General features: G+C 40.6%; 21 protein-coding genes. 11 read left to right on the forward strand and 10 right to left on the reverse strand.

Translation table 11 applies throughout. From position 1 onward, the window contains the following. The first annotated feature begins 34 nt into the window (after nt 1-34). Both AC5JL8_RS13610 and AC5JL8_RS13615 read left to right on the forward strand, forming a co-directional pair. Nucleotides 35-1,147, forward strand: coding sequence for a glycosyltransferase family 4 protein (locus AC5JL8_RS13610; protein WP_495880496.1), 1,113 nt, complete (start codon nt 35-37; stop codon nt 1,145-1,147). A 269-nt stretch (nt 1,148-1,416) separates the two neighbouring features. Continuing rightward, nucleotides 1,417-2,580 carry a glycosyltransferase family 4 protein gene (locus AC5JL8_RS13615; protein ID WP_495880301.1) on the forward strand — a complete coding sequence of 388 codons (1,164 nt, stop codon included), beginning with the start codon at nt 1,417-1,419 and terminating at the stop codon, nt 2,578-2,580. 20 nt (nt 2,581-2,600) lie between these two features. Here the strand turns inward: AC5JL8_RS13615 and AC5JL8_RS13620 are convergent, their stop codons facing one another. The 3 genes from AC5JL8_RS13620 to AC5JL8_RS13630 form a co-directional block, all read right to left on the reverse strand. Beyond that, nucleotides 2,601-2,729 carry a hypothetical protein gene (locus AC5JL8_RS13620; RefSeq protein WP_495880302.1) on the reverse strand — a complete coding sequence of 43 codons (129 nt, stop codon included), beginning with the start codon at nt 2,727-2,729 and terminating at the stop codon, nt 2,601-2,603. Nucleotides 2,730-2,834: 105 nt separating this feature from the next. Continuing rightward, the gene (locus AC5JL8_RS13625) at nt 2,835-3,206 is read right to left on the reverse strand and encodes a hypothetical protein (protein WP_495880303.1); all 372 of its coding nucleotides are present in this window, start codon (nt 3,204-3,206) and stop codon (nt 2,835-2,837) included. Between the two features lie 115 nt (nt 3,207-3,321). Then, complete coding sequence (locus tag AC5JL8_RS13630; protein WP_495880304.1) at nt 3,322-3,585, reverse strand: hypothetical protein; 264 nt, start codon at nt 3,583-3,585, stop codon at nt 3,322-3,324. Nucleotides 3,586-4,142: 557 nt separating this feature from the next. Between AC5JL8_RS13630 and AC5JL8_RS13635 the strand changes: the two genes are divergently transcribed. Together AC5JL8_RS13635 and AC5JL8_RS13640 are read left to right on the forward strand one after the other, a co-directional pair. Further along, nucleotides 4,143-4,736, forward strand: coding sequence for a hypothetical protein (locus tag AC5JL8_RS13635; RefSeq protein WP_495880305.1), 594 nt, complete (start codon nt 4,143-4,145; stop codon nt 4,734-4,736). A 110-nt stretch (nt 4,737-4,846) separates the two neighbouring features. Further along, entirely contained in the window at nt 4,847-5,677 is an 831-nt protein-coding gene (locus AC5JL8_RS13640; protein WP_495880306.1) for a dienelactone hydrolase family protein, read from the forward strand. Nucleotides 5,678-5,808: 131 nt separating this feature from the next. On the opposite strand, the gene AC5JL8_RS13645 is transcribed toward AC5JL8_RS13640, so the two are convergent. Next, nucleotides 5,809-7,392 (reverse strand): mechanosensitive ion channel family protein, encoded by a 1,584-nt coding sequence (locus AC5JL8_RS13645; RefSeq protein WP_495880497.1) that lies wholly within the window; start codon nt 7,390-7,392, stop codon nt 5,809-5,811. 552 nt (nt 7,393-7,944) lie between these two features. Between AC5JL8_RS13645 and ahcY the strand changes: the two genes are divergently transcribed. Further along, nucleotides 7,945-9,222 (forward strand): adenosylhomocysteinase, encoded by a 1,278-nt coding sequence (gene ahcY / locus AC5JL8_RS13650; RefSeq protein ID WP_495880307.1) that lies wholly within the window; start codon nt 7,945-7,947, stop codon nt 9,220-9,222. A gap of 171 nt (nt 9,223-9,393) precedes the next feature. Here ahcY and AC5JL8_RS13655 read toward each other — a convergent pair whose 3' ends face one another. Both AC5JL8_RS13655 and AC5JL8_RS13660 read right to left on the reverse strand, forming a co-directional pair. Then, a complete protein-coding gene (locus tag AC5JL8_RS13655) occupies nt 9,394-10,002 on the reverse strand; it encodes a DUF4276 family protein (protein ID WP_495880308.1) in 609 nt (202 codons plus the stop codon). Continuing rightward, nucleotides 9,999-11,144: an AAA family ATPase gene (locus AC5JL8_RS13660; protein WP_495880309.1), complete on the reverse strand. Its 1,146-nt coding sequence runs from the start codon at nt 11,142-11,144 to the stop codon at nt 9,999-10,001. Before AC5JL8_RS13660 ends, AC5JL8_RS13655 begins: the two co-directional genes overlap by 4 nt. 758 nt (nt 11,145-11,902) lie before the next feature. Between AC5JL8_RS13660 and AC5JL8_RS13665 the strand changes: the two genes are divergently transcribed. Further along, nucleotides 11,903-14,104, forward strand: a complete 2,202-nt coding sequence (locus AC5JL8_RS13665) for an HAD family hydrolase (RefSeq protein WP_495880310.1) — start codon at nt 11,903-11,905, stop codon at nt 14,102-14,104. A 19-nt stretch (nt 14,105-14,123) separates the two neighbouring features. On the opposite strand, the gene AC5JL8_RS13670 is transcribed toward AC5JL8_RS13665, so the two are convergent. After that, on the reverse strand, nt 14,124-14,264 hold the full coding sequence (locus AC5JL8_RS13670) for a hypothetical protein (RefSeq protein WP_495880311.1): 141 nt from the start codon (nt 14,262-14,264) through the stop codon (nt 14,124-14,126). Between the two features lie 210 nt (nt 14,265-14,474). Here AC5JL8_RS13670 and AC5JL8_RS13675 point away from each other — a divergent pair, with 210 nt between their 5' ends. Then, nucleotides 14,475-14,933 (forward strand): DUF3592 domain-containing protein, encoded by a 459-nt coding sequence (locus AC5JL8_RS13675; RefSeq protein WP_495880312.1) that lies wholly within the window; start codon nt 14,475-14,477, stop codon nt 14,931-14,933. A gap of 22 nt (nt 14,934-14,955) precedes the next feature. On the opposite strand, the gene AC5JL8_RS13680 is transcribed toward AC5JL8_RS13675, so the two are convergent. After that, nucleotides 14,956-17,817 (reverse strand): zinc-dependent metalloprotease, encoded by a 2,862-nt coding sequence (locus AC5JL8_RS13680; protein ID WP_495880313.1) that lies wholly within the window; start codon nt 17,815-17,817, stop codon nt 14,956-14,958. Between the two features lie 680 nt (nt 17,818-18,497). Then, entirely contained in the window at nt 18,498-19,367 is an 870-nt protein-coding gene (gene aroF, locus AC5JL8_RS13685) for a 3-deoxy-7-phosphoheptulonate synthase (protein ID WP_495880314.1), read from the reverse strand. 600 nt (nt 19,368-19,967) lie between these two features. On the opposite strand from aroF, the gene AC5JL8_RS13690 reads away from it, so the two are divergent. The 3 genes from AC5JL8_RS13690 (at nt 19,968) to AC5JL8_RS13700 (ending at nt 23,907) form a co-directional block, all read left to right on the forward strand. After that, the gene (locus AC5JL8_RS13690; RefSeq protein WP_495880498.1) at nt 19,968-20,462 is read left to right on the forward strand and encodes a hypothetical protein; all 495 of its coding nucleotides are present in this window, start codon (nt 19,968-19,970) and stop codon (nt 20,460-20,462) included. 541 nt (nt 20,463-21,003) lie between these two features. Further along, entirely contained in the window at nt 21,004-21,651 is a 648-nt protein-coding gene (locus AC5JL8_RS13695) for a pentapeptide repeat-containing protein (RefSeq protein ID WP_495880315.1), read from the forward strand. A 432-nt stretch (nt 21,652-22,083) separates the two neighbouring features. Then, nucleotides 22,084-23,907 (forward strand): sensor histidine kinase, encoded by a 1,824-nt coding sequence (locus AC5JL8_RS13700; protein ID WP_495880316.1) that lies wholly within the window; start codon nt 22,084-22,086, stop codon nt 23,905-23,907. 32 nt (nt 23,908-23,939) lie between these two features. On the opposite strand, the gene AC5JL8_RS13705 is transcribed toward AC5JL8_RS13700, so the two are convergent. Next, nucleotides 23,940-24,233, reverse strand: coding sequence for a hypothetical protein (locus AC5JL8_RS13705; protein ID WP_495880317.1), 294 nt, complete (start codon nt 24,231-24,233; stop codon nt 23,940-23,942). A 167-nt stretch (nt 24,234-24,400) separates the two neighbouring features. Between AC5JL8_RS13705 and AC5JL8_RS13710 the strand changes: the two genes are divergently transcribed. Next, nucleotides 24,401-25,225 (forward strand): SDR family oxidoreductase, encoded by an 825-nt coding sequence (locus tag AC5JL8_RS13710; RefSeq protein ID WP_495880318.1) that lies wholly within the window; start codon nt 24,401-24,403, stop codon nt 25,223-25,225. Nucleotides 25,226-25,231: the final 6 nt, after the last annotated feature.

Here is a 25,231-nt window from a genome sequence, read left to right on the forward strand (position 1 = left end):
CGCTTCAGCATCTGCATCTATCCTCACTCTAGGAATGGGCTGGTTTCCCCAAACACCTGGAGGGTTGGAACGATATATTTATGAATTAACGCATAAATTAGCAGCTAATCAAGACCAAGTTGAATTATGTGGAGTAGGTTTACCAGAAACTGAACTAGATGTGCCAATAAAGTTAACTAACTTGGCTTCTCCAGATAGCGCAATTTGGCAACGGCTGTGGTCTATTCGTAATAACTTTCAAAAAACAAGAGTAGGCAAACCGGATGCTATTAATCTGCATTTTGCATTATATAGCTTTCCTATTTTGGATCTCTTGCCCAAGAAAGTGCCAATTACTTTTAACTTTCATGGCCCTTGGGCATCTGAGAGTCAGCAGGAGATAAGTAATCAAATACTCAGTGGTTTTCTCAAGCGACGGCTGATTGAACAAACCACTTATAACCGCTGCGATCGCTTTATCGTTCTCAGCAAAGCGTTTGGCAATATCCTCCATCAACAATATCAAATTCCTTGGAGTAAAATTAACATTATTCCTGGTGGAGTTGATATTAACAAATTTCAACTAAGCTTATCACCTCAAGAGGCCCGTACAAAATTAGGCTGGCCTGATAATCGCCGGATATTATTTACATCTCGCCGCTTAGTGCATCGAGTTGGGCTTGATAAATTGTTACAAGCACTAGCAATAATTAAACCAAGAATCCCTGATTTTTGGCTGGCGATCGCCGGTCGTGGTCATATCCAAGCTACACTACAACAACAAGCTATCGAATTGGGGTTAAAAGACCACGTTAAATTTTTAGGTTTTATCCCTGATGAGCAATTACCTTTAGCTTATCAAGCTGCTGACTTGACAATCATGCCTAGCCAATCTTTTGAAGGCTTTGGATTAGCAGTAGTAGAATCGCTTGCTTGTGGTACTCCCGTTTTATGTACTCCAGTAGGCGGAATGCCAGAAATTTTAGCACCCTTTTCACCGGATTTAATTACTACATCGCCTGAAGCATCAGCTATTGCCGAAAAATTAGAAAAAGTACTACTAGGAAAGATTTTTATTCCTTCCCGACAAGCTTGCCATCAGTATGCTGTTACATCTTTTGATTGGCATAAAATAGCCCAGCAAGTACGGCAAGTTTTACTAGCTTAAAGCGAACAGTGATTGGGGATTGGGAAAGAGAATTTTGTCTGTGTAAGCTAATCACATAACTCATTGTCTTGTTTATTTGAGCATGAAATAGCTAAAAATCAAGAAATCTAAATAATTTACAGTATTTACGCAATAATAACTTAACTTCGTCAGACCGTAGGGAAGCATAAGTCCTAAGCCCTTTGGGCACGCTGCGCGAACGGAAAGCTCTTTTTTTAATTGCGGATGTGTAAGTCTTAAGTTTCTAGAGTTTTTAAGGAGTAGATATTATGAAAATTTTATTTTTAGACCAAAGTGGTAAACCAGGAGGTGCAGAATTATGTTTAATAGATATTGCTAAACCCTATGGCGATCGCGCTCTTGTGGGATTATTTGCAGATGGGTCATTTAAAAGTTTACTCCAGCAACATCAAATTCCAGTAGAAGTTCTCGCAACTCAACCAATCCAAGTTTATAAATCTAGTAGTTTCCTAAAAGGATTAGGCAGCTTAAAACAGCTAATACCTCTAATAATTAAAGTAGTAAAAAAAGCCCGTGAATATGATTTAATCTATGCCAATACCCAAAAAGCATTAGTTATAGGCGCACTAGCTAGCTTTTTTGCCCGTCGTCCTTTGGTTTATCATTTGCATGATATTCTTTCAAAAGAACATTTTAGCCAAACTAACCGCCGCCTTGCTGTTACCTTAGCCAATCGTTTTGCATCATTAGTAATAGCCAATTCTCAAGCAAGTCAAACAGCCTTTATCCAAGCAGGAGGACATCGAGATCTCACCGCAGTTGTTTATAACGGTTTTGAACCGAAAGTTTATCAAACCTGCGAATTTGAGGTGAGGCGATTGCAACACAAATTAAGACTAGAAGGAAAATTTGTAGTCGGACACTTCAGCCGTATTGCACCTTGGAAAGGACAGCATATCTTAATTGATGCACTTGCCCAATGTCCCCCACAAGTAACAGCAATTTTAGTTGGTGATGCACTATTTGGCGAACAAGATTATGTTCAACAATTACACCAACAAGTTGCTGCTTTGGAGTTGGAAACAAGAGTTAAATTTTTAGGATTTCGTTCTGATATTCCCCAGTTAATGGCAACTTGTGACTTAGTTGCTCATACATCTACTGCCGCAGAACCTTTTGGTAGAGTAATTGTAGAAGCTATGCTATGTGGAAAGCCTGTAGTTGCAACCAAAGCTGGGGGCGCAATGGAATTAGTAGAACCGGGTATCAATGGTTTTTTAGTTAAACCAGGAGAACCGCAAGAACTAGCACAAATAATTAATCTCTGCCTTCATCAAACAGAGAATATTACAATTATGGCTAAAAATGCTAAATATATTGCCACTCAGCGTTTTGATGTGACAAATATTAATCAGCAAATCACTCAACTATTAGCGTCTAAGTTTAATATAGCAGCCTTAAATCATTCCTAAAATTCTTTATTCCTTCTTTGTTAGCGTTCTTTGTGTCCTACCCTGCGGGTTCGCTGAAAGCGTTCTCGTTCGGCGAAGCCGTTCCCAAAGGGTAGAGTAGCCGCTCCGCGTCTATGCGGTTCGATAAAAAAGCAATTTTCGTAACCCATCTGGGATTGCTATAGCAATTAAATATTGCTAAAAACTTCATGTGTTTTTAGCCCAGGCATAATTTGGATAAATCCAGTATCAAGCCTGGGAGATTGCTGATATAACTACAAACCTACTAATTCACGAGATTCAAAATCAGTCAGTTGTTGGGCAATAGCTAATCGCGCTTCTAATTTAGCTACACTAAACTGATTACGCAGATATTCTAAATGAGCGATCGCATTCGCTTTGTCAGCAGTTAATTGAAGCAGCATATCCATCGCCTTTTGATATTCCTGATTTACTAGTAGGACTTCAAAACGACGAGCCTTGCGTTGAGCATCGTTTTTTAAATCCATATCAAAAGCAGCGACACGATCGGCATTTCCTTCAAATCGGTTAATTTGCTGCTGAACTGCCATCAACTGAGAGTCTAATTCATTCACCCGTTGGGCAGCTTGTGTAATTGCAGCTGGATAATGACTCAGTTGGATCATCAAATCTTCCTCAGCAAAAATTTTGACAATTTAAATCAGTTATAATGGTTGAAGATGAGGAGCAAAAAAAATCAAAATTTGGCATTTTCAAGTAATTGCTCGTTTGTCTTTTTAACTACGCCACTTCCCTGAATTGAGACTGTACAGCCACTTCTGGAAAAGACAGCGATAGTTGTTCGGCTTGCGGTACAGCAGCTTGCTCCAATACTTGAACTTCGATATTCACACTCACCAAATAACTGCCTGTATCAGCACCAACCGCTTCTGCAACTAACTTGGCAATATCTGGACGTTTCGCAGTTAGCGGATCACGTAAGATACACCGATCCCATTCATGCTTGGCAGTTGGATTGAGGTTGAGAATGTAGTGCTTGATCATAAAACTAACCGTTAAATCAATCTTCCAGAAAGCTGCCACAGAGCCATTTTGCGCTTAACCAGGCTTTGAGGCGTTATACTATCTATTATAGTACATTTGTACTTAAGATGGTTAAACAAAGGCTTTTCTCTTGAAAAATTTGTACCAAAAGCGATCGCACTTTGAGTAATTTAGGTATTTCAGCAAAAGATAGTTTGCTGAGGAGTAAAAAATTTTTAAATGATTTGAAGGTTTAAAAATATCCTTTGAAAAAAGCATTTAAATAACAAAGTTCGATACTATTTTCAGTTTGTTTATCTATTTTTATGCTGTACGGTTCTAACTTGCAGTGTTTGTACTCAAGGCTGCGATTGTGCAGAGCGCAGCGCCAAAGGCGATCGCAAGGACATTTCTATGGAAAAGTATAATGGATAAATTTACTATTCCATTAGATAGAAGCAAAATCGTCTTCTAATTATTTAGACTAAGCCTATTCAGGTAATTTTTAATAATCAAATAAAATTACTATTAACTTACTTAATAGTTAAATACATAGTCACAAGTACGGTTGGATTATTATGCAAAGTAACAGCGATTTAGTAAGTAAAAAATCATGGTTGAGTAAAGCAACAGTTCTAGCACTATTCGCAGGTAGCCTTAGTGCTTGTGCCCCAACAGCAGAACAACCTGATGTTGTTGTCGTTCCCACGCCACAACCAACGGTTACCGTAACTGTTACTGCTACACCGCAACCAACAACTACCGTTATCATCAGCCCTACTCCGCAAGCAACAACTGTTGTAGTTCCTACTGCACCAATAAGTGATTTAGCAATCATTAATACTACTGCAAATAGACAATCGCTTATAAATAGAGGAGTGCAGTTGACAAACGCAAAAGTTCAAAGCGTAGTAGGCGATCGCACTTTCTGGGTTGGTGCAAATAATACTCAACGAGTGTTTGTAGTTTTAGCTCCCAATTTAGACGCCGGAACTGCTGAAAAGAAAGTTGTTGTCAAACCAGGACAGACGCTAGATCTAGTAGGTGTACTCAAACCAGCGCCAAGTGTAGAACAAGCTCAAAAGCAATGGAAGGGTTTAACTGCTACTGAAGCTCAAGGACTTAAAAACCAAATCGTCTACCTAGAAGCAGATCAAATCAAGTTTAAGTAAAGCTAGCACTATCAATCAATTACATTGACCAACTGATACATATAACTTTTGTCCATAGTAGGGCGGCTTCCCAACGTAAGATCAAGGACGGATAGATCGAGGTCAAGATCATGAAAGAAATAACGCGCCGCCAATTTATCACATCTGCCACTATTGCTACGGGTTTTGCCCTCGCCGTGCAACCCGTATCTGCCAAAGTCATCACCACTGATGCTAAGGGGTTGGTAGCTGGTGCGGTAAAGATTCCTGTTGCAGATGGTGAAATTCCTGCTTATAGAGCAATGCCTGCAAAAGGTGCAGATTTTCCGATTGTCTTGGTGATTCAAGAAATTTTTGGCGTACATGAGCATCTTCAAGATATCTGCCGTCGTTTTGCCAAGTTGGGGTACGTGGCGATCGCTCCAGAACTATTCGTGCGTCAGGGTGATGTCTCAAAATTAAGCAATATAGAAGAAATTCGCCCAATAGTAGCCAAAGTGCCAGATGCTCAGGTACTATCCGATCTTGACGCTACAACCGCTTGGGCTGTGAAATCAGCTAAGGGAAATGCCAATAGGTTAGGAATTACGGGTTTCTGCTGGGGTGGTCGTATTACCTGGCTGTACGCAGCACACAATCCTCAAGTCAAAGCAGGCGTGGCATGGTATGGACGATTAGTAGGCGATGTCACTGAACTGACACCCCAGCATCCCATCAATATTGCATCTACATTAAACGTTCCCGTTCTCGGACTTTATGGCGGCAAGGATACGGGTATTCCCCTCGATACTGTAGAACAGATGCGCGATCGTTTAAAGTCCAGCAGCAGTAAATCTGAAATCGTCGTCTACCCTGATGCACCCCACGCTTTTTTTGCTGATTATCGCCCCTCTTACCGTGAAAAAGAGGCTAAAGATGGTTGGCGGCGCTTGAAGGCATGGTTTAAGCAGCATGGCTTGTAAAGCATTTATATCTGTGTGTTGTATGTAGAACCACAGATAAACACAGATGCACACAGATAAATATCGGTCTGAATCGGCGTTTATCTGTGGTTTATTACCCAGTACCCTATGCCCTATGCCCAATCCCCATACTAATTAGCTTTGCCATCCATCTGAGAGTGCAGCAATTGGACATCATTAACCCAAATTGCTTGTTGAGGTACAGGAATCGTAATTCCGGCTTGGTCAAAGGCGATTTTTAGACGACGGCGATATTCTCGCGCCACATCCCATTGTTTGAGAGGCTGTGTTTTAATCCAAACACGAATAATTAAACCGCGATCGCCAAAGTTATCGACTCCTAAAACTTTAGGTGTTTCCAGAATTTGTTGTTGCCATTGTGAATCTTCATCCATCTCCAAGGCAACAGCGCCAATCAATTTTATGGCCTCGTCAACATTGGCTTGGTAATCAACAGGAATCGTTAAATCGGCTCTAGACCACCGGCTAGAAAGATTAGCAACAATTTTGATTTCACTATTGGGAATTGTGATTAAGCGCCCTTCTGCATCTCGAACTTGGGTCATCCGCAAATTGAGATTTTCTACTAAACCCCCCACATCTCCTACATTAATCACATCGCCAAGCGCGTACTGATCTTCGAGGATAATTAGAAAACCATTAATCGCATCTTTAATTAAGTTTTGCGAGGCTAGAGAAACGGCAACACCAACTAAACCAGCACCAGCCAACAAAGGAATAATATCTATACCCAAGGAGACCAGGGACAGCAAGATCCCAACTCCTATCCAGACAACAGTGACAATACTTTTAGTCACACCAGAAAACGTAGAAACTCGTAGTTGCAAACGTTCAGAAGTTTCTGATTTAAATAAAGCACCACTGCTGATCAAAGTGGAGGTAAAGCGGTCAATCAGAGCATAGCTGAGTCGAATAACTACATAAGTTCCCAATGCCACAACACCCAATCTCAAAGGAACTTGGGCAGCTGAGATAATTGCTACCTGCAATACTCGCGTGTAGGGAAATAAACCCAAGATGATGAACGTTCCAGTTCCCCAAATTCCAGCTTGAGTTAGCTGAAATAGCCGTTTTTTGGCTTCTTGTAAATGCCGATGTTGTTGTTGATTTAGTTGAGTTGTAATTGGTTGAGCTTTTTGCGAAGTTGATGGAATCGGATGTATTGAATCGTGTTTTGAACGACGCTGCCAGCAATATACTCCCCAACTCGTGGCTATTATTACCAATCCAATACCAGCAGCTATTTTACCTTGGTCGATTAAAAACTCAGCTTCCCGCTCTTGCTTTGCCCTTGGCAAGGCTTTCTGTAATTCGTCTTTAATTTGATTTGCTAATGTGAAAGGATCTACCTGTTGCAGTCTGGCATCTTCAGAAGTGACAGTCATCAGGTATCTGCCGTTGACCTCAATTACTGGTAATCCGTTTAACGGCCGAATTTGCACGTTGACTTTTGTTTGTGGTGACTGAAGGTAATTTCGGCGAATTTGAGCCAAATTCTGATGGATGTTTTCTAAACGTTCAGAAATATTACTTCTGGTTGCTGTTATCTGAAATAGCTGACGACCATCTAAATAAATCCAGCCAGAAACAATTCTATTATCTGACTCATTACTCACATTGCTTGGAGCTTGCATGTTAGGTAATAAGGGCATCTGGGCTGTAGTTTTTGGTATAGATACAACGCCTATCACCATTGAACTTGCGATCGCGCGAAGCACGCTGCCAAAGGCAATCGCCCCAATTACACTGCAACTCAAAGGCGAGTTACGAGCTTGCTTAGAAGCTTCTGGCTGTAGGGTCTGCTTTGCGAAAACGTGCAACGGCTTGTTGATAGACATCGCCAAAAATTGAAAGCGCACTCAAACACCTCCTTGAGTAAAATTTAATGTTGGGTACTTCTCCAGCCATCCTGCAAAATAATTTTGGGTAAATGTACCTATCTAAAGTTTAGTCTCTCCCTTCAGATGATATATTTTTGGCCTTTTGCGTTTTTTATATCTTTAGATAGATGCAAAACACATTAATTGCTAAATGGCAATAATTAAAGAATTTTTTGATATTACTTTGATAAAAAATAAATTAAAACAAAGAAGGCAGCGTGACGTTGACATTACCATGATCAAACGCCAAGCTAGTTCAAAGAACCATTGGCTAGAGATTACAACCAAAAATTGCTAGTCGTGGAATAATCTAGTAAAGTACGTAAGTCTTACGTACCTTTTTTGACTTTTTTGAGGAAATTCTTGATGACCGCAACTTCTCCCCGATTAAAGCACGAGGTTAAAGACCTCGCCCTAGCTCCCTTGGGAAGACAGCGTATTGAATGGGCTGGACGCGAGATGCCAGTATTGCGGCAAATCCGCGATCGCTTTGCCCAAGAAAAACCCTTTGCTGGGCTGCGTCTAGTGGCTTGTGCCCATGTCACAACCGAAACAGCACATCTAGCCATCGCGCTCAAAGCTGGTGGTGCAGATGCGATTTTGATTGCCAGCAATCCCCTATCAACTCAAGATGACGTAGCTGCTAGCCTCGTTGTCGATCATGAAATACCCGTTTTCGCGCAAAAAGGCGAAGATAACGAAACTTATAACCGCCACGTCCAAATTGCTCTTGACCACCGCCCCAACATCATTATTGATGATGGTAGCGATGTGGTTGCGACCCTAGTTCAACAACGTCAACATCAAATTGCCGATTTGATTGGCACTACCGAAGAAACCACAACCGGAATTGTTCGGCTACGCGCCATGTTCAAAGATGGCGTTCTCACCTTCCCCGCAGTCAACGTCAACGATGCGGACACCAAGCACTTCTTTGATAATCGCTATGGTACTGGGCAATCAACCCTCGATGGCATTATCCGCGCTACAAATATCCTGCTGGCTGGTAAAACCATTGTCGTTGTTGGTTATGGCTGGTGTGGTAAAGGTACAGCACTCCGCGCCCGTGGTCTTGGCGGTAATGTAATTGTTACCGAAATCGACCCGATCAAGGCAATTGAAGCTGTAATGGATGGTTTCCGTGTGCTGCCAATGGCAGAAGCAGCTGCTCAAGGTGATTTATTTATTACAGTCACTGGTAACAAACACGTGATTCGCGCTGAACATTTCGATGTGATGAAAGACGGCGCGATCGTTTGTAACTCCGGTCACTTTGATATTGAACTTGACTTGAAATACTTAGCTGCTCAAGCTAAAGAAGTTAAGCAAGTACGTCCTTTTACTGAAGAGTATCGATTGCCAAGTGGCAAATCAGTGATTGTTTTAGGCGAAGGACGCTTGATCAACCTCGCCGCTGCGGAAGGACATCCTAGTGCAGTGATGGATATGAGCTTTGCTAACCAAGCTTTGGCTTGTGAATACCTAGTGAAGAATAAAGGTAAGCTTGAACCTGGTTTGCACTCAATTCCTACAGAAGTGGATCAAGAAATTGCCCGCCTGAAATTGCAAGCATTGGGAATTAAGATTGATACCCTAACAGCAGACCAAATTGAGTACATCAATTCTTGGACTTCTGGAACCTAAAGTTCACCCTAAGAATTTAGGGTTGCAGATATAACTTAATTTTTTACTGGGATGGGCAAGTTGCCTATCCCATTTTTATACATTTAATACCAATTCTTTATGTAGATGCACTAAATTTTTGGTTTTGCTGAAGTAGACATGAAATTTGCTCATTACTCCGCACCTTGAGAATTAAGGGATTTTTTGATCTTCATCGCAAAGAGAGATGATCCGATTTACAAAAGCTTTTAGTTCTGGACAGGACTGAATAGCAATCATCAGATCGTTGTCCTTCAAAATTTTTGCCCCATGAATAGGCTTATTATAGTCTTGGCGTCCTCCTGATTTGAAAATCTCCTTAATCCAGTAGGAAGGAGGTTTTTGGTGATTCACCGTCTCCGGAAAACCACTAGGAGCAGAGCGATTATGTTTTGCTAAGGATTGGATAGTTTTCCAGTATGGAAGAAGCCATGCTTCAAAGTCATGCAGTGCTGTGTGTGGATAAAATTTGGGGTTGTTACCAACCCAATTCATCATTTGGGCTTTAGCATCAGCCGCATCTTGAAAATCCTTAATTCCTGTATAAACGTCTGTGAGTGCAATTACAGCATCATAAGCACTATTGCCAGTCAGTAAATTTTCAACTACACGCCTGAGTTTTTCTTCTTTAGGAATTCGACCATTTTGCGGAATAAACTTGAGCCTTGGCATTTTTTGCCCTAAACGAGTTTGGAGAAACTCACGCAATTTTTCTCTAAAAGCTACCTCGGTAGCCCCTTCAACCAAAATAGCAATGTTCATGGACGACCACCCATCAAATTCATTGCCCAAACTTGATCAAGGCTGTAATCTACCAACCACTTATCCAGATCAAGCGTATCAGCCCAAGTCATCCTTGCTTCACCTTCTTCCAAATCGCAAATTAGAACCTCTTTTGGTTCAAGAAAACTAATCAGTCGGTCTGAATGCGTTGCTACTATAAGCTGTGTGTGTTTTGAAGCTTCTCTCATTAAATATACTAAATGTCTCAAAAGTTCGGGATGTAAACTGACTTCTGGCTCATCTAGCAGAGTGATTGTTGTTAAGCTTTGGCTTTGCAGAAGAGTAACTAACCAAAGGAAGCGCAGTGTTCCCTCTGATAGCTCATGCACATACATTGGCCCAGAGAAATTTCTATCTGTCCAAGTCATGGAGATAGTTCCTGCGGCAACTGGTGGAAAGTTTAACCGCTCAAAATCTGGAAATGCTGTAGAAATAACATCTTCAAGCATTTCAAAGCGATCTCTATCAGTTTCCCGAAGATCATAGAGGCAGGAAACTAAATCTTCACCACTTGCACCAGGCAGCTTTGCAGGACGCATTGCTTGAGGTAAACGAATTGGGCTTTTCTCTGAAACATCAAGTGCCCCGTAATAAGTACAAGAAGCAAGGATTTTTCTCAAGTTTTCAGGCTCGCGATACATCTTAGGAACTTGGGAAAGCGATGTTTCTAGATAATTATGTTCCCAGTTTGGTCTTAAAAGCCCGCTACCTTCCTGAAAATATTTAATGTCTAATCTATGCGATTCAATGTACTTAAATGGCTCAGGTTTACTTGGATTTCTTTGCTGTGTTAAAGTTTCATTTTTGATTTCATAAGATAAGCCTTTAGGAGACAATGTTAAACCATATTTCAAAGGTTCTTCTTCTGGCACTTTCATTGAAACTGCGATTTCGAGTTCCTGCGCTTTGCCTCTAGTCAAAATTTCGTTTAAACCACCTTTAAACTGCAATGTCTCTTGTAGCTTGCCATTGGCTGAAGCAGCTAGTGTTGAAAGAACATCTAAGAAAGAGGTTTTTCCTGCCCCATTCGCACCAATCATAACAATCAGATTTCTCATCTCAATATCGACTTGCCGAAGACGGCGAAAACCCCTTACCGATATATTTTCAAATCTATCCATACAGGTAACCACTATCATTGACAATAGTTAAACTTGCTTTAGCAGCAAGATTCAAGCCATCCCCAGTATATCTACGAAGATCTGGAGCAAACTACATGAATGGAGAAACCGCTCTATATAGTTCAAGTTGAGGCGGCATAACAACCCTGTTGCCAGCGGACGGTATAAGGTTACTTACTGATGCTGATTTGAAGGAAATCTGCCGTTACTGAACGGGAACGTTAAACCGATTTATATAAAAAATAAAAAAACTTTCGTTTTAAAGACTGCTTTTCACGTGGAATCATCATGCTAGAAACTAGAGAAGTGCGTTTGTCGTTCGCGTAGCGTCTCGAAGAGAAGGCATCGCCTGGGACAGGAATCCAACTTTTGAGCGTAAGCCATAAATTATTCTTTGAATTTCTTCTTGTGGGATAGGCAAGAGCCTATCTAATTTTTATGTATGCAAAAAAATTAGTCATCGTTTGCTGACAAAAATTTCATTGACAATAATACCAATTCTTCAAAATCAGGCGGCAGATGCAAACCCAGAAACCAAGATGAAACCTGACGCTTCTTAATTATGAATTAAGAATTGATATGAATTCTACTTTTGAACTCTAGCTTCAGCTAGCTAGAGCGATCGCCTTAGTAATGGATAATCTGTTTTATAATCTGCAAAGATTCGTATAGATTTTTGATTTACCTGTAGCGGTCAACAGCCATCTTTATTAGATGCTGTACCTAGGCTGTAATGCAGTCACATAGAGGAATGCACAATGTCAAATAGCTCAGGCCTGTATATTCTAATAGTCAGCGTTCATGGGTTAATTCGGGGACACAATCTAGAATTAGGACGAGATGCTGATACAGGCGGACAAATAAAATATGTGCTAGAACTCGCTCAAGCCTTAGCTGAAAACCCACAAGTAGAACGCGTAGATTTGGTTACTCGTTTAGTCAACGATCCCAAAGTTAGCCCCGACTACGCCCAACCCGTAGAAGTCCTGTCTGACAAAGCTCGAATTATTCGCCTTAACTGCGGCCCCCGTCGTTATCTCCGCAAAGAAGTTCTCTGGCCGCATTTGGATAACTTTGCAGATGAGTTACTCAGGCATCTGCGCCAAATCGGAAAATTACCTCATGTAATTCATACGCATTACGCTGATGCTGGATATGTGGGTTGTCGAGTTGCTGGTTGGTTAGGTATTCCGCTTGTACATACTGGTCACTCCCTCGGACGTGTGAAGCAAATACGACTATTAGAACAGGGAACCAAACCAGAAACCATCGAAAATAATTTCCATATCACAACAAGAATTGAAGCTGAAGAAACCACGCTTGCTAGTGCATCGTTAATTATTGCCAGTACCAATCAAGAAGTAACGCAGCAGTACGGAATGTACGATCACTATCAACCGCAACGGATGGTTGTGATTCCTCCAGGCGTAGTACTTGAGCGCTTTTACCCAGTTCCTAAAAATTGGCAGGAACCACCCATCTATGAGGAATTACAGCGATTTCTCAAAGATCCTCAAAAGCCAATTATTATGGCGATTTCTCGGCCAGCAATGCGTAAGAATGTCGGCACTCTCGTCAAGGCTTTTGGTGAAGATCCACATCTGCGTCATCTAGCGAACTTAGTCCTAGTGTTGGGGAACCGAGATGACATCACGACGATGGAATCGGGGCCGCGTCAGGTACTCACCGAAATTTTTCAGTTAATAGACCGCTACGACCTCTACGGGCATATCGCTTATCCCAAACACCACAGCGCCGATGAAGTACCCGAACTGTATCGACTGATTGCAAAAACACGGGGAGTCTTTATCAATCCGGCATTAACCGAGCCATTTGGTTTGACTTTAATCGAAGCTACAGCCTGCGGTGTACCAATTATCGCCACATCCGATGGTGGGCCGCGAGATATACTGGCAGCTTGCGACAATGGTCTGCTAATTGATCCTTTCGATATTAAACAGATCCAAGATGCTCTGCGAACGGCGTTGACCGATACCGAAAAATGGCAAGGTTGGTCTAGCAATGGTTTGAATAGAGTCCGGGCAAATTTCTCTTGGGATACTCACATAGAACACTATCTCGAACAAGTGCGTCAATTGCCACAACGAAGAGTCCAATCTATGCTCAGTCCCCTGCGGCAAGCGTTAGCAACCAAACAACCTGATTGGAACATACCCGATAAAAACCGCTTACCAACCGCAGATCGTTTTCTTGTTTGCGAAATCGATAACACTTTATTAGGTGACCAGACTGCACTGCAAAAGTTAATCGAGCGTCTGCATAATGAAGCCCATACTACTGGAGTGGGGATTGCGACCGGACGCAACCTAGAAACTTCTTTAGAAATGTTGGAAGAATATCGGTTCCCAATGCCAGATTTGCTGATTGTATCAACAGGTAGCGAAATCTACTATGGCCCTCAAGTAGTTGCAGATATGAATTGGCAAAGACACATCAGCTATCGTTGGCAAGCAGAGGAAATTCGTCAAGCAATGGCGGAACTACCAGGAGTGATGCTGCAACCCCCAGAAGCCCAAGGGAAGTTCAAGATTAGCTACTTTATCGATCAAGAAAAATCCATCGGCTTCCAAGAAATCATGCGTCATTTGCGACAGCATCGCCTCCATGTCAAAGGTATTTATAGCCACAATATGTATCTTGACCTGCTACCTATCCGGGCTTCAAAAGGAGATGCTATTCGTTATTGTGCTTTGAAGTGGGGGTTACCAATCAAACGGTTTTTAGTGGCTGGTGCATCGGGTAATGATGAATCGATGCTAGCTGGTAATACGTTGGGTGTGGTTGTTGGCAATTACAGCCAAGAAATTGAAAAGTTACGTGCCTATCCACAAGTTTACTTTGCCCAAGGGCAGTATGCCTGGGGAATTATGGAAGCGCTCGATCATTACGACTTTTTTGGTACTCTATCTAAGACAGAACTTGAAATGGTAGCAGTATAATAAAATACGTTTCTTTTTTCTAATCCAGTAATATTTTACAGCGATCGCCTGAATTTTTGCTCATGACCAACAGGCGATCGCTCTTCATACCAAGTTGCGTTCTGTTGTAGTAATCTTTCGTTAAGGGAGATTGCTTCGCTCCACTTTGTTTCGCTCGCAATGACAGTTGCTACTTTTGATTACAATTTGGTATCAGTGTTTAAAGCTGAGTAATTACGCAGATAAACCCAAATTATCCAAAAAAACAACTTTTTACGAAATCCTTCTTTTGTAATGGGAATTATAAAGTATTGAGCAATCAAATTTTGTGGCAATCGAAGTTTGCAGCAATTTTGATTAAGTTTCTGTCTGAGTTATCAAGATTATCAATATGAATGAAGATAGTAAATTTATGCGGCTGTTTGGTTCAGTATTTGGTGGTATAGGCAGTATATTTGCTGTCACAGGTATTATGATTGGATTGAATACTCATTCCTTTGTTGCTACGGCAATACCAGCACAAGGGACAATCATTAATTTGGTGCAACGTTCATCAACTGATAGTAAAGGTCGCTCCTCTTCTGTTTACTATCCAGTGGTGAAATTCTCTACACAATCAGGAGAAACAAAGGTATTTGAATCGGATACAGGTAGCAACCCACCAGGATTTACTAAAGGTCAGCAAGTAGAGGTCTTATACAGCCCTCAAAAACCAGATTCTGCCAAGATTAACTCTTGGAGCTATCTATGGTTACTTCCAGTTATATTTACTGGCTTAGGATCAACTTTTATGTTGATTGGAGGAGTTGTAATATTTAAGTCGTTTCCTCGCTTTAAGAGTGTTCGTTAATATCCCATCGTCAACGAGTGTTTTATTTAGAGAGCAACTGTGCATTTAATGCTTTAGTGATGCGATCGCCAGAAACTTCTAAGTGGGCTAGTGTGTAAACATCAAGGTTTTCATTGAGTTGTTTAAGCCTGATATCAATGGCTTTTTGTAGTTGGCGCAATTCATACCAAGCGAGTGTTCGACCATCTTCAGGCGCTTCAGCAGTACCCAGCACCATTTCTAGCAAAATATTGAGATGTTCCCGTTGCAATGAACGACGAATACTAGAAATTGGCTTTGGTTCTGGGGCTAAAACTTCTGTCCAAATACCTTTTTGCAGAGTGTCGAACAGCTCTGGTATGGAGAGTGCTTCTCCTGGCTGTGTTTTTAATTCTATATCTCGTAGACGATTCAGGCGATCGCTGTCTAGTAGCGATCGTAGCACCCCACTTTGGAACCCTAGAATACGTTCGTGAATAGGATAATCAAGGCGGTTATTAGGTACAGGACTACCCCAGTGTTGCCAGCGCGACGGTGCTAGCTGATTCAGCAATTGGGGTGAGAAACTAAAAGCATCCTCAGTAAATACATATTCTTGCAGCTTTGTCAACACCTGACGTTGCTTTTGTAGTGAAACTGGTACAAATGCCCAGGAGGTATCATCACTAAGTCGCAACGAGGAACGCTGCTCTGGGGCTGGGTACTGGGTACTGGGTACTGGGAAAGAATTCTTAAGCGAATCTAATGTGGTTTGTAACCCACTTGATTTGTCCAAATCCCCAATCCCCGATCCCCGATCCCCAGTCCCGAGTTTACTAGCATGGAGACGTTGAAACGATTGCCCACCAATGTATTCACAAAGCAAGGTGGCATTACGAAAATAGTATTTAAGTACTCTGTTGAATAAGACGCGCAGGTTGCTATAACTTTCTCCTGGTGACAAATAATGCTTATCAAGGCGCTGCCACATCACGCGGGCATTATCCATTTGCCACTGGGAATAAACCAACACGTCGTTACTCATGTCCCAGACATTTGCCAAAGGATTAACGTCCCAGATATCTTCATCCGTTGCGTAAGATAACTCTGGTTGCGGTGACACCAAAGCAATTTGTTCCAAAAAACTTTTTTCTGCTTCTGGAATAATTGCTTCAAGTACTGCTTGAGGGTTGATTTTATAGCCATACTCAATTGCCCATTCGTCATATGGCCCAACAACCTCTGGGAAATAATCACCTTGTTGTACTCCCTGCGGAGCCATATTCACAGGTAGATAATCCATTACCGAACCCGCTAAACCTTTAGTGTGAGTAATTTCAGTGTTATTTAATTCTTGGGGCGCTAACATGGTGCTGCCATGAAAGTTGTGGCGCAAACCGAGAGTGTGTCCAACTTCATGAGCAATGACAGAACGCAAATATTGATGCACATACTTTTTCATCGCTTCACTACCTGGTGTAGCGTTTTGCAAAACTGATAACGCCAGGGCCCCCATAGCTGCTTCATTTAAAGACTGTTCGCCATAGCAGAGATCAGAAGAAGGTAGAAGGACGAAATTATTACTTTTTGCCTTTTCTTGACACGGATTTCTGTTCAAAGATGAATTTGCATCCATCAGTGCGCGATACTCATGCTGAATTGAGCGCACCATATTGGCATCTACAATAATATCTGCATCCAATATTTCCCCAGTAAACGGGTTAACGCGCATTGGCCCTCTGGCAAAACCTGCATCCAGAGAATTGAACCAGCGAATAGTGTTGTAGCGCACATCAGCCGGTTGCCAATCAGCATCATCTGGCATTTGTCGCACTTCAATAGCATTTAGAAATCCTGCTTTTTCAAATGCTTTATTCCACATCAGAACGCCTTCACTAACTGCGCCGCGGTACTCTAAGGGCACAGCATTTTCAATCCAAAACACAATTGGCTTTTTGGCTGGAGATAAGGGTGCGTTAGGGTCGGATGGTTCCAGATGCCAACGATTGATGTAACGTACAAATGATTCTTGAGCGTTATTGTGAGAAAAATCTTGAAAGGCAGTAATAAAATATCCCACTCTATCATCAGCAAGTCTAGGAATATAACCGTTGTTTTCTCTCAGTTGGGAAAAACTGTAGTGTACCTTTAGGGTAAGCGCTCTGCTATCAGGTAAGGTGACTAAATTCGCTCCTTCTGATGATGAAAAACCGTAAATCGAATCAATCTCTACGTTTTCTGGGAAACTGTTAACATCACTAAAATATGACTTGCTTGCTTCCAGGTGGTAATCAGCTTGCAAAGAGTATTTTAATATAGGAGTTAATCCCGGAAAATCCTGCATTAACAGGTTATCTAGATTAATCAGAATATTTTTATTGTGTGGATCAATACTGTCTATTTCCAGTGAATACAGAACTGAGTCGCTAAATGAACGAGCAAGCGATCGCTGTTCTGGTTCACTTGTTTCTGTACGGAATTTAACATTACGCACAACAAAATGCAAATTATTATTTACCCGCCGGAAGTAAAACAGGAAATCAGAAAGCGGTAATCCACTATAAATCCCACTTTCCCCCAGGCCCGATTCTAATGTCACTGTAGCTAAGTAGTTTTTATTTAGCTGCTCTGGCTCAAGTTCCAAGTAAATTTTGCCGGAGTCTTGGCTGTGATAAAGCGTGAACAATCCCTCTAGTTTATCTGTTCCTTTGATTAGCTCACGAAATCGTCGCCAATCTTCCTTTCTAGCTTCCCCAAAATAATTCTCAGCACTTGCTAAGTTTTCAACTACTGGGAGTGCATCTAATTGCTGCACATAAATATTTGGAAGATTTGGAAGTTCGTTGGCTCCGGCATAATTATTACATAGTAATAAGTTATACAGTAATAATGTATAGATTGCTAATTTCTTGATCCAGTATTTCATCCTTTGGCTTTCCACCTGAAGCGGTTTTAGTAACGGGGAAAAATGTGGATTAATGCATCGTCTGTAAGTCTATCCAAATACTTAGAACTTACGTACTGTATAAATCCACCTTAAATTAGACAAACAATTGAATTGTTTGCCATCAGAGAAAATAACGCCACTAATCTAAAAGTAGTGTGGCTTTTAATTCCTATTAAAACTTTTTAGAAATTAATCGTTGATTAAGATGAAACTAATTATACATCAAAAAAATATGTCTAAAGATATATTGCACTTAAAACCAAAGAGAGATTTTTTTGGTAGTTATCTCGTATTAAAGACCAAAAAATGCCGAAAAAATGTATTTAGTGCTACATTTGGCAGTGGTGATCGCTCTTACAGATAATTATTTGAGTTGTATAAAAATTTTATTTATATAGAAAAAATTTTAAATGCAACCGATATCTTTCAATAAAAATGCGGGTTATTACTTAGAAAAACCAAAAAACGTCTAAATAATTACTTAAGTATAAGTATATATCCTGAATATTAAGAACTACGCATGAAAACAAAAAATTGTTGGGCGGGTAGCGTGTGAGAGTATAGGGAGAATGGCATTTAAAAGCCTTACACTCCCATTCCCTTACACCTTTACATCCAGCCTCACAATTAATTTTTCAGATATGGATCTCTACTAGAATTCAAGCAGCACACAAAATAGGGGTAGATTTTAAACCCACCCCCGCTTCTAAGATATTTCGCCCAACTGCTGCTGCTACAGGCTTGAGACTATCAACCAAATTCACCATATCTTCTAAAGACAGTGCTTGACGGGCATCGGAAACTGATTTTTCTGGTTCTGGGTGACATTCAATAATTAATCCATCTGCCCCACAAGCAACAGCAGCCCTAGCCATAGGTGCTACTAACTCTCGTTTACCTACAGCATGGGATGGATCTACAATCACAGGTAAGTGAGTAATCTGCTTGAGAGCTGCCACTGCTCCTAAATCCAGCACGTTGCGAGTGTAATTATCGAAGCTGCGGATACCTCTTTCACACAACACCACATGAGGATTGCCGTGACTCAAAATATATTCCGCAGCCATGACGAATTCTTCAATTGTTGCTGCCAAGCCACGCTTGAGTAATATCGGCTTTTTAGCTTCTCCTAAAGCTTTGAGCAAGTCGAAGTTTTGCATATTGCGGCTACCAATTTGAAGCATATCAGCGTGGGCGGCGACTGCTTCAATTTGGGAAATTGACATAACTTCAGTAACGACGGGGATATTGTAGCGCGATCGCACCGCTGCTAATATTTCCAGCCCTTCCTCTCCCATCCCCTGGAAAGCGTAGGGAGAGGTACGGGGTTTGTAAACGCCGCCACGTAATGCCTGCACGGGTGCAGCAGACAACTTTTGGGCAACTGTCTCCATTTGTCCTAAGCTTTCAACTGTGCAAGGGCCACCAATAATTACTAGTTCTTCGCCGCCGAAAGCAACTGTTTCTGAAAGTTTGATAACTGTTTGGTGGTGAGGATGAGATTGGGAGGCGAGTTTGGCATTAATCATGATCAGTTTTTCCTTGTAGGGGGGGGATTTGAGGGCTTGACAACAAAAAGCCCGGAATCTCGTTATGAGTTCCGGGCGGGCGCTTTGCAATTTATCGGCATGACGCTATTTACCCGGAACTTGCTCTGGGCCAAAAGTAAAAGCCGTAAAACCAACTATGAAAATAGGTCATGACGATGGAATTCTCCTGAAAAAACAAAAACCGCAGAGTTTGCTCTGCGGTTCACCGGGCGGTTTCCATGTGGAAACTTAATTCACTCCCGGTGAACCGCCTTAAACCAAAAATAAAAGTAGGATTTGCTGCTGGTCATTTGTAGGGCACTCAGCTGTAAATTTAATATACGCCTGACTATAAAAGTCACAATAACAGACACAGTTGGTCGCGTCAATACCCCCGCAACATTCAAAAAAGGGTTAAACTCAGTACTATTGCGCCTGTTAAGGCTTTTACCCGATTTATACCATCAGATTTATGTGAACTTACAAGTACTTTTGGGTAGAGGTTAATGGGAATAAAAAACGCTAAAAAAATTGTTAATTCATGATTTTCCCCAATTTTGCCGTAACCCAATCAATATATCAGTGCCACTAAGTCTTATGATGCCTCGTTCTCAAATCTTAGCTACATCTTTCGACCATCAAGGAGCTTACCCGTGCCCAGTTTGCCGCGTCGGTAAGATTACTCCCATGCCATTGATGGAAGCAATGGCTTGTGATTTCTGCCAAGAGATTTTTACAGTCAACTTAGAACAACAGCAAATCAAGATGCCTTCTAGACAACCTCCGCTCATTTGGCGTTGGAATGGATTTAATTGGACAGAAGCCCAGTTAGAAGGTGTGGAACTAGGTTGGGGCTATGGGTTAGCAGCGATCGCTTTTATAGTTCTTCCTACAACTTTAATTGGTATAGTAGCTTATAATTTTCCCCCTACTTCACATCAACCTATTACGTGGTTGCCATATATCTGGACTATATTAACTTTTTTGTTACATTTAGCAATTATCCTTTGGATTTTTATTGAGATTTATCAGATTCCAGTTGCAGCTTATTTTAGAGCGATGAATCGATGGAGAAATGGGGAGATGGGAAGATAGAGTATATAAATAAACAAAATAACTTTGTACAACTTCGCCATTTAGCTAGTTGCTACAGAAATACCTAGCTTTTCGTTTCAGATTTTGAGAGAGTAAAATTTAGTTGATCTGAGCATCGGCGCAGGATCAACAGCAGCAAGCAGTACATCTAGCTGTATCTACAAAAATAAGGGCATCAGTAACCATTGATTGTCCAATTGAGCAATACAACTATTTGTTACCATTTTTAGACAATGTTTCAGAGGAGTAGATAAATACAATAAATCCACTGTACAGGTGATTTTTGTCATCGTTAAGAACTGATAAAATTGCTCTACTGCGTCAGTTAGCATATAAATATGTCAGATTTTGGTAAAAAGCTATTACTGCTTAACTAAGATAGCAAGCTAGTTAAGTTGCTAAAAATATTGCGAATCGTACTGAAAAATCTCAAATTATATCTAATCTGAAAATGCAGAATGTAACAGAGATTTAATAAATGATTAAGCCGATAGATGGCTGCATTACTCATAATTAAGTTGATTGTCCACTAAAACATCTTATGAGCGAATTGGAGCGGTATTATAGAGTCTTGGAATTAGAGCCTGGGGCTACACTTGAGGAAGTGAACCAGGCTTATAAAGATTTGGTTTTTGTTTGGCATCCCGATCGCATTCCCAAAGAGAATCACCGCTTACACCAAAAAGCTCAAGAAAAGCTGAAAGCAATTAATGAAGCTCGTGATAGATTGCGGTCTTTAAAAGTTAAGCATCAAACTGTAACTCACTCGCCGCCACCTCAACAGAGAAAGCCACCCCAAACAACTCATCAAGCACCACCAAAAAACCCAGATTTGAGTGGTCAAGATTTTAGCCGGGCAAACTTGAGCAACAAAGATTTATCAGGTAGAAACATGAGTTTTGCCAACTTGAGTGGTGCTAATCTCAGCGATACTTTTATGCACAAAGTTATTCTTAGAGGGGCAGATTTATCGGAAGCAAATTTGTTTAGAGCCAACCTACTTTTAGCTGATCTTAGAGAAGCAAATTTACGTTCTGCTAACTTAATTGGTGCGGATCTTAGCGGCGCTGACCTGCGAGGAGCTGACTTGACAGGAGCACGTATGCGTTCTGGCGAGCGCCTTCTTGTTAAACTGATTGGGGCTAATTTAGCTGGGGCAATTATGCCTGATGGCGCAGTTCATCAATAATTAGTATTTTACCTTCATTCCGTAATGGGTGTGAGTAAGCTAATATACTTGCTTTCAAAAAGCATTTTGCAATCTTGTGGGTAAGCTGAAGGGGCGACATCAAAGCGAAATGGTATAATGCCCCTCACCCAGTTCGTTATTGTTTGTACTGCTTTATTCCTTAAATTATTTTAGTAATAAAATACACGCATAGAAGAAAGATGATTTTTCCTTAATGCTTGTAAAGGATATTGCATCTTTCATTAATACGTGTTATTACGATTTGCAATGTAATTTTTTTAAAGCAAACTGGATTGGGACACTTGGGTTTTCAAAAGTTAAAAATTTGAGGCTACCCTTAATACTTCTGTAATGACGTGTATATAACTGGTTGTGAAAGATGTGATTTAAGTCAGGCTGAAACAAAGTTTAGATAAAAATTAGAGTATTTATATGCAACTAGTTAGAAATATAACTGCATTATTTAAACTTCCTAAGATTTCTAAGCTGACTTCACAGGAATTTGTGCCTGAAACGCAATTAAACCATCAAGGGTGGATTAGCCGCCGGTTTAGTCGTCTTAACATCAGTCAAAAAATTGCTTTAGGATATGCAGTGGCTATGGGTGTTGCTGTGGTAGGAACAGCAACTGGATTTACCTTAGGAGATTATTATCAGCGACAAGCGTTATTAAGAAAAGAACAGGAATTCAAAGAAGTCCGCCTGGTTAACAATTTAGAAACTACTCTATTACAAGTACAGACTCACCAGCATAAGCTCATTATATTAACAGACTTAAAATTGCTCCAGCAGGAATACTCGCATTTATTTGAACATACTGCTGAACTCAACGAGCTATGGTCTGAAATTCAGGCTGACACCACTAATAAAAATTACCAATATGATCAACATGATGAAGGTCTACGACAGTTTCTCCAAAATTATGCGTATGTACCAAAAGCATATAGTCAGCAAATAAGAGCAATACTACAGCAAATTGACCCATCTACTTGGAAGTCAGAGAATATTTCTATATTTAAAAAACAACTATTAGAGTTTACAAATGGGCCGCTATACCTCAAGTTACATCAAGCTTCAGATGCATTAGAAGAAGTAGTTGAGGCGTCTTATAAAGAATTAGAAGATGCAGAAGCCGCTGTACAAGCTGCTCAAAGACTGCGAGAACAGATTATTTCTGCCAGTATAATGCTGTCAGTGGCGATCGCTATTTTATTGGCAAGCTATACAAGTCGGGCAATTGCTCATCCCCTCGAAGCTGTTACTAATATTGCCGAAAAAGTTACCCAAGAATCTGACTTTAGTTTGCAAGCACCTTTAACCACAACAGATGAGGTAGGGAAACTAGCAACCTCATTTAACCAACTGATTCAACGGGTAAATACTCTTTTAGAAGAGCAAAAAGCAGAAGCTTCTCAGCAATTGATTCAGAGTGAGAAAATGTCTAGCCTTGGGCGGATGTTAGCGGGAGTAGCCCATGAAATTAATAATCCAGTCAACTTTATCTACGGTAATATCCAACATACTAGCGCCTATTTCCGGGATCTTTTAGACCTGCTGGTAGCCTACGAAGCAAAAGCCAGCGATGATGTCATCCAAAATATATCTGAAGAAATTGATCTAGAATTTTTGCGAGAAGACTTGCCCAAACTGTTGCAATCTATGGAAGTAGGGGCTACTCGTGCTAAAGAAATTGTCTTGAGTTTGAAGAACTTTTCTCGCTTGGATGAAACCGAACTGCATCCAGTTGATTTGCACGCCTGTATTGATAGCACTTTGCTAATTCTCAACAACCGTACTAAAAAAGGCTTAAGTATTATTCGTGACTACAAAAAATTACCAAGTATTGAAGGTTATGCAGGTTCCCTCTACCAAGTATTCATGAATATATTATCTAACGCCATGGATGCCTTGGAATCACAAGATGATTTACAAGCATCTAAAGAGATTGTCATTACCACACAACATTTAGAAGAAAACTGGGTATTGATAAAAATTGCAGATAACGGCCCAGGTATTTCTCAAGAACATCAAACGAAAATATTTGAGGCTTTCTTCACAACTAAACCTATAGGAATTGGTACAGGTTTAGGGTTGTCTATTAGCCACCAGATTGTGGTAGAAAAACATGGTGGCAAACTAAGCTGTGAGTCAGAGGTTGGTAAGGGCACAACATTTGCGATCGCTTTGCCCATTAAGCATCAAACTATAAATAAGGCATCTACCCAAATGCCTATTATAGCTAGTAGCTTATCTTGAAAATTGGGACTGGAGATTGAGAAAGGCTCCCCCTACTTGCCTAAATGTATCAATATTAAGGTAGCGGTATTACCCGTGTTGTCAACAAAGTTAAGAAAGTAACTTTGCGTTACCTGCAATGTGAGAAACTTGGCAACAGTTCTCAACTGAGCCAACAGGGTCTGTCGTTTGGAACTTTGAAAATTTTTAGTCAATAAGCAGGGTGAGGTAATATCTCGATTTAAGAGTAGTGTCAAGGCATATTCACCAGAATTAATTGCCACCATTGAAGGTGAATTAGTAAAATAGTCAACTCCCAAAAGGAGAATTGAAAATTTACGATTCACACTTCACAATTAAGAATCTCCTGTAATAAATTTAGGGAGTTCTGAAGTAGTACAGTTAAGTGAAAATAAACGTACCATCCAAAAACTTAAAACCGTTGATATATAGAGTCTTGGGATTTTAAATTACCTATAGAGGTAATCGAATATTGAATTAAACTTAAATAGATATGAACATTGCAATCATTGGCTGTGGCTATGTAGGTTATGCAGTTGCCCAATATTGGCAACAAAAGATGAGTTATTTTGTTACTGCAACCACAACTACACCTGGGCGTATCCCTGAACTCAAAGCAGTAGCTCAAAACGTCGTAGTAACTCAAGGAAATGACCCAGAGGGTCTAAAAGCAGTATTACAAAATCAAGATGTAGTGCTGTTGAGTGTCGGAGCAAAAGGTGCAAATCTCTATGAAGAAGCTTATTTGCAAACTGCCAAAACTTTAGTTTCAATTTTACCAGATATTTCTAGCTTACGGCAATTAATATATACAGGAAGTTATGCTGTTTATGGTGATAGAAATGGTGGATTTGTAGATGAAGAAACAACAGTCGCACCGAGCAGTGACAATGGCAAAATTCTTAAAGAAACTGAGGAAATATTGCTATCAGCCTCCAGTACCAATCTCCACATTTGTATCTTACGTTTAGGAGGAATTTATGGGACTGGTAGGGAACTAATAAAAATATTTGGTCGCATCGCTGGCACAACTCGTCCTGGCAATGGTGATGATCTCACAAATTGGATTCACCTTGATGATATTGTCAGTGCCATTGATTTTGCTCGCCAACACCACTTGCAAGGCATTTATAACCTTGTAGATGATGCACATCTTAGCAGTCGTGAATTGTTTGATACTGTGTTAGCAAAACATAATTTACCTCAGATTATATGGGATGCTTCTCTCCAAAGTAACCGTCCATATAATGCTTGGGTATCAAATCAAAAAATTAAGAATACGGGATACAAGTTAATACATCCACATATGCTGTTTTAGCAAAGA

The sequence above is a fragment of the Mojavia sp. genome (genome assembly GCF_059505145.1).

Coding starts and splice junctions, on each gene's coding strand:
- AC5JL8_RS13665 (WP_495880310.1), top strand. CDS start 11,903: ATGTCAAATAGCTCAGGCCTGTATATTCTAATAGTCAGCGTTCATGGG.
- ahcY (WP_495880307.1), top strand. CDS start 7,945: ATGACCGCAACTTCTCCCCGATTAAAGCACGAGGTTAAAGACCTCGCC.
- AC5JL8_RS13710 (WP_495880318.1), top strand. CDS start 24,401: ATGAACATTGCAATCATTGGCTGTGGCTATGTAGGTTATGCAGTTGCC.
- AC5JL8_RS13640 (WP_495880306.1), top strand. CDS start 4,847: ATGAAAGAAATAACGCGCCGCCAATTTATCACATCTGCCACTATTGCT.
- AC5JL8_RS13700 (WP_495880316.1), top strand. CDS start 22,084: ATGCAACTAGTTAGAAATATAACTGCATTATTTAAACTTCCTAAGATT.
- AC5JL8_RS13675 (WP_495880312.1), top strand. CDS start 14,475: ATGAATGAAGATAGTAAATTTATGCGGCTGTTTGGTTCAGTATTTGGT.
- AC5JL8_RS13680 (WP_495880313.1), bottom strand. CDS start 17,817: ATGAAATACTGGATCAAGAAATTAGCAATCTATACATTATTACTGTAT.
- AC5JL8_RS13635 (WP_495880305.1), top strand. CDS start 4,143: ATGCAAAGTAACAGCGATTTAGTAAGTAAAAAATCATGGTTGAGTAAA.
- AC5JL8_RS13630 (WP_495880304.1), bottom strand. CDS start 3,585: ATGATCAAGCACTACATTCTCAACCTCAATCCAACTGCCAAGCATGAA.
- aroF (WP_495880314.1), bottom strand. CDS start 19,367: ATGATTAATGCCAAACTCGCCTCCCAATCTCATCCTCACCACCAAACA.
- AC5JL8_RS13690 (WP_495880498.1), top strand. CDS start 19,968: ATGCCTCGTTCTCAAATCTTAGCTACATCTTTCGACCATCAAGGAGCT.
- AC5JL8_RS13610 (WP_495880496.1), top strand. CDS start 35: ATGGGCTGGTTTCCCCAAACACCTGGAGGGTTGGAACGATATATTTAT.
- AC5JL8_RS13695 (WP_495880315.1), top strand. CDS start 21,004: ATGAGCGAATTGGAGCGGTATTATAGAGTCTTGGAATTAGAGCCTGGG.
- AC5JL8_RS13660 (WP_495880309.1), bottom strand. CDS start 11,144: ATGGATAGATTTGAAAATATATCGGTAAGGGGTTTTCGCCGTCTTCGG.
- AC5JL8_RS13645 (WP_495880497.1), bottom strand. CDS start 7,392: ATGGTGATAGGCGTTGTATCTATACCAAAAACTACAGCCCAGATGCCC.
- AC5JL8_RS13615 (WP_495880301.1), top strand. CDS start 1,417: ATGAAAATTTTATTTTTAGACCAAAGTGGTAAACCAGGAGGTGCAGAA.
- AC5JL8_RS13655 (WP_495880308.1), bottom strand. CDS start 10,002: ATGAACATTGCTATTTTGGTTGAAGGGGCTACCGAGGTAGCTTTTAGA.
- AC5JL8_RS13620 (WP_495880302.1), bottom strand. CDS start 2,729: ATGGGTTACGAAAATTGCTTTTTTATCGAACCGCATAGACGCGGAGCG.
- AC5JL8_RS13625 (WP_495880303.1), bottom strand. CDS start 3,206: ATGATCCAACTGAGTCATTATCCAGCTGCAATTACACAAGCTGCCCAA.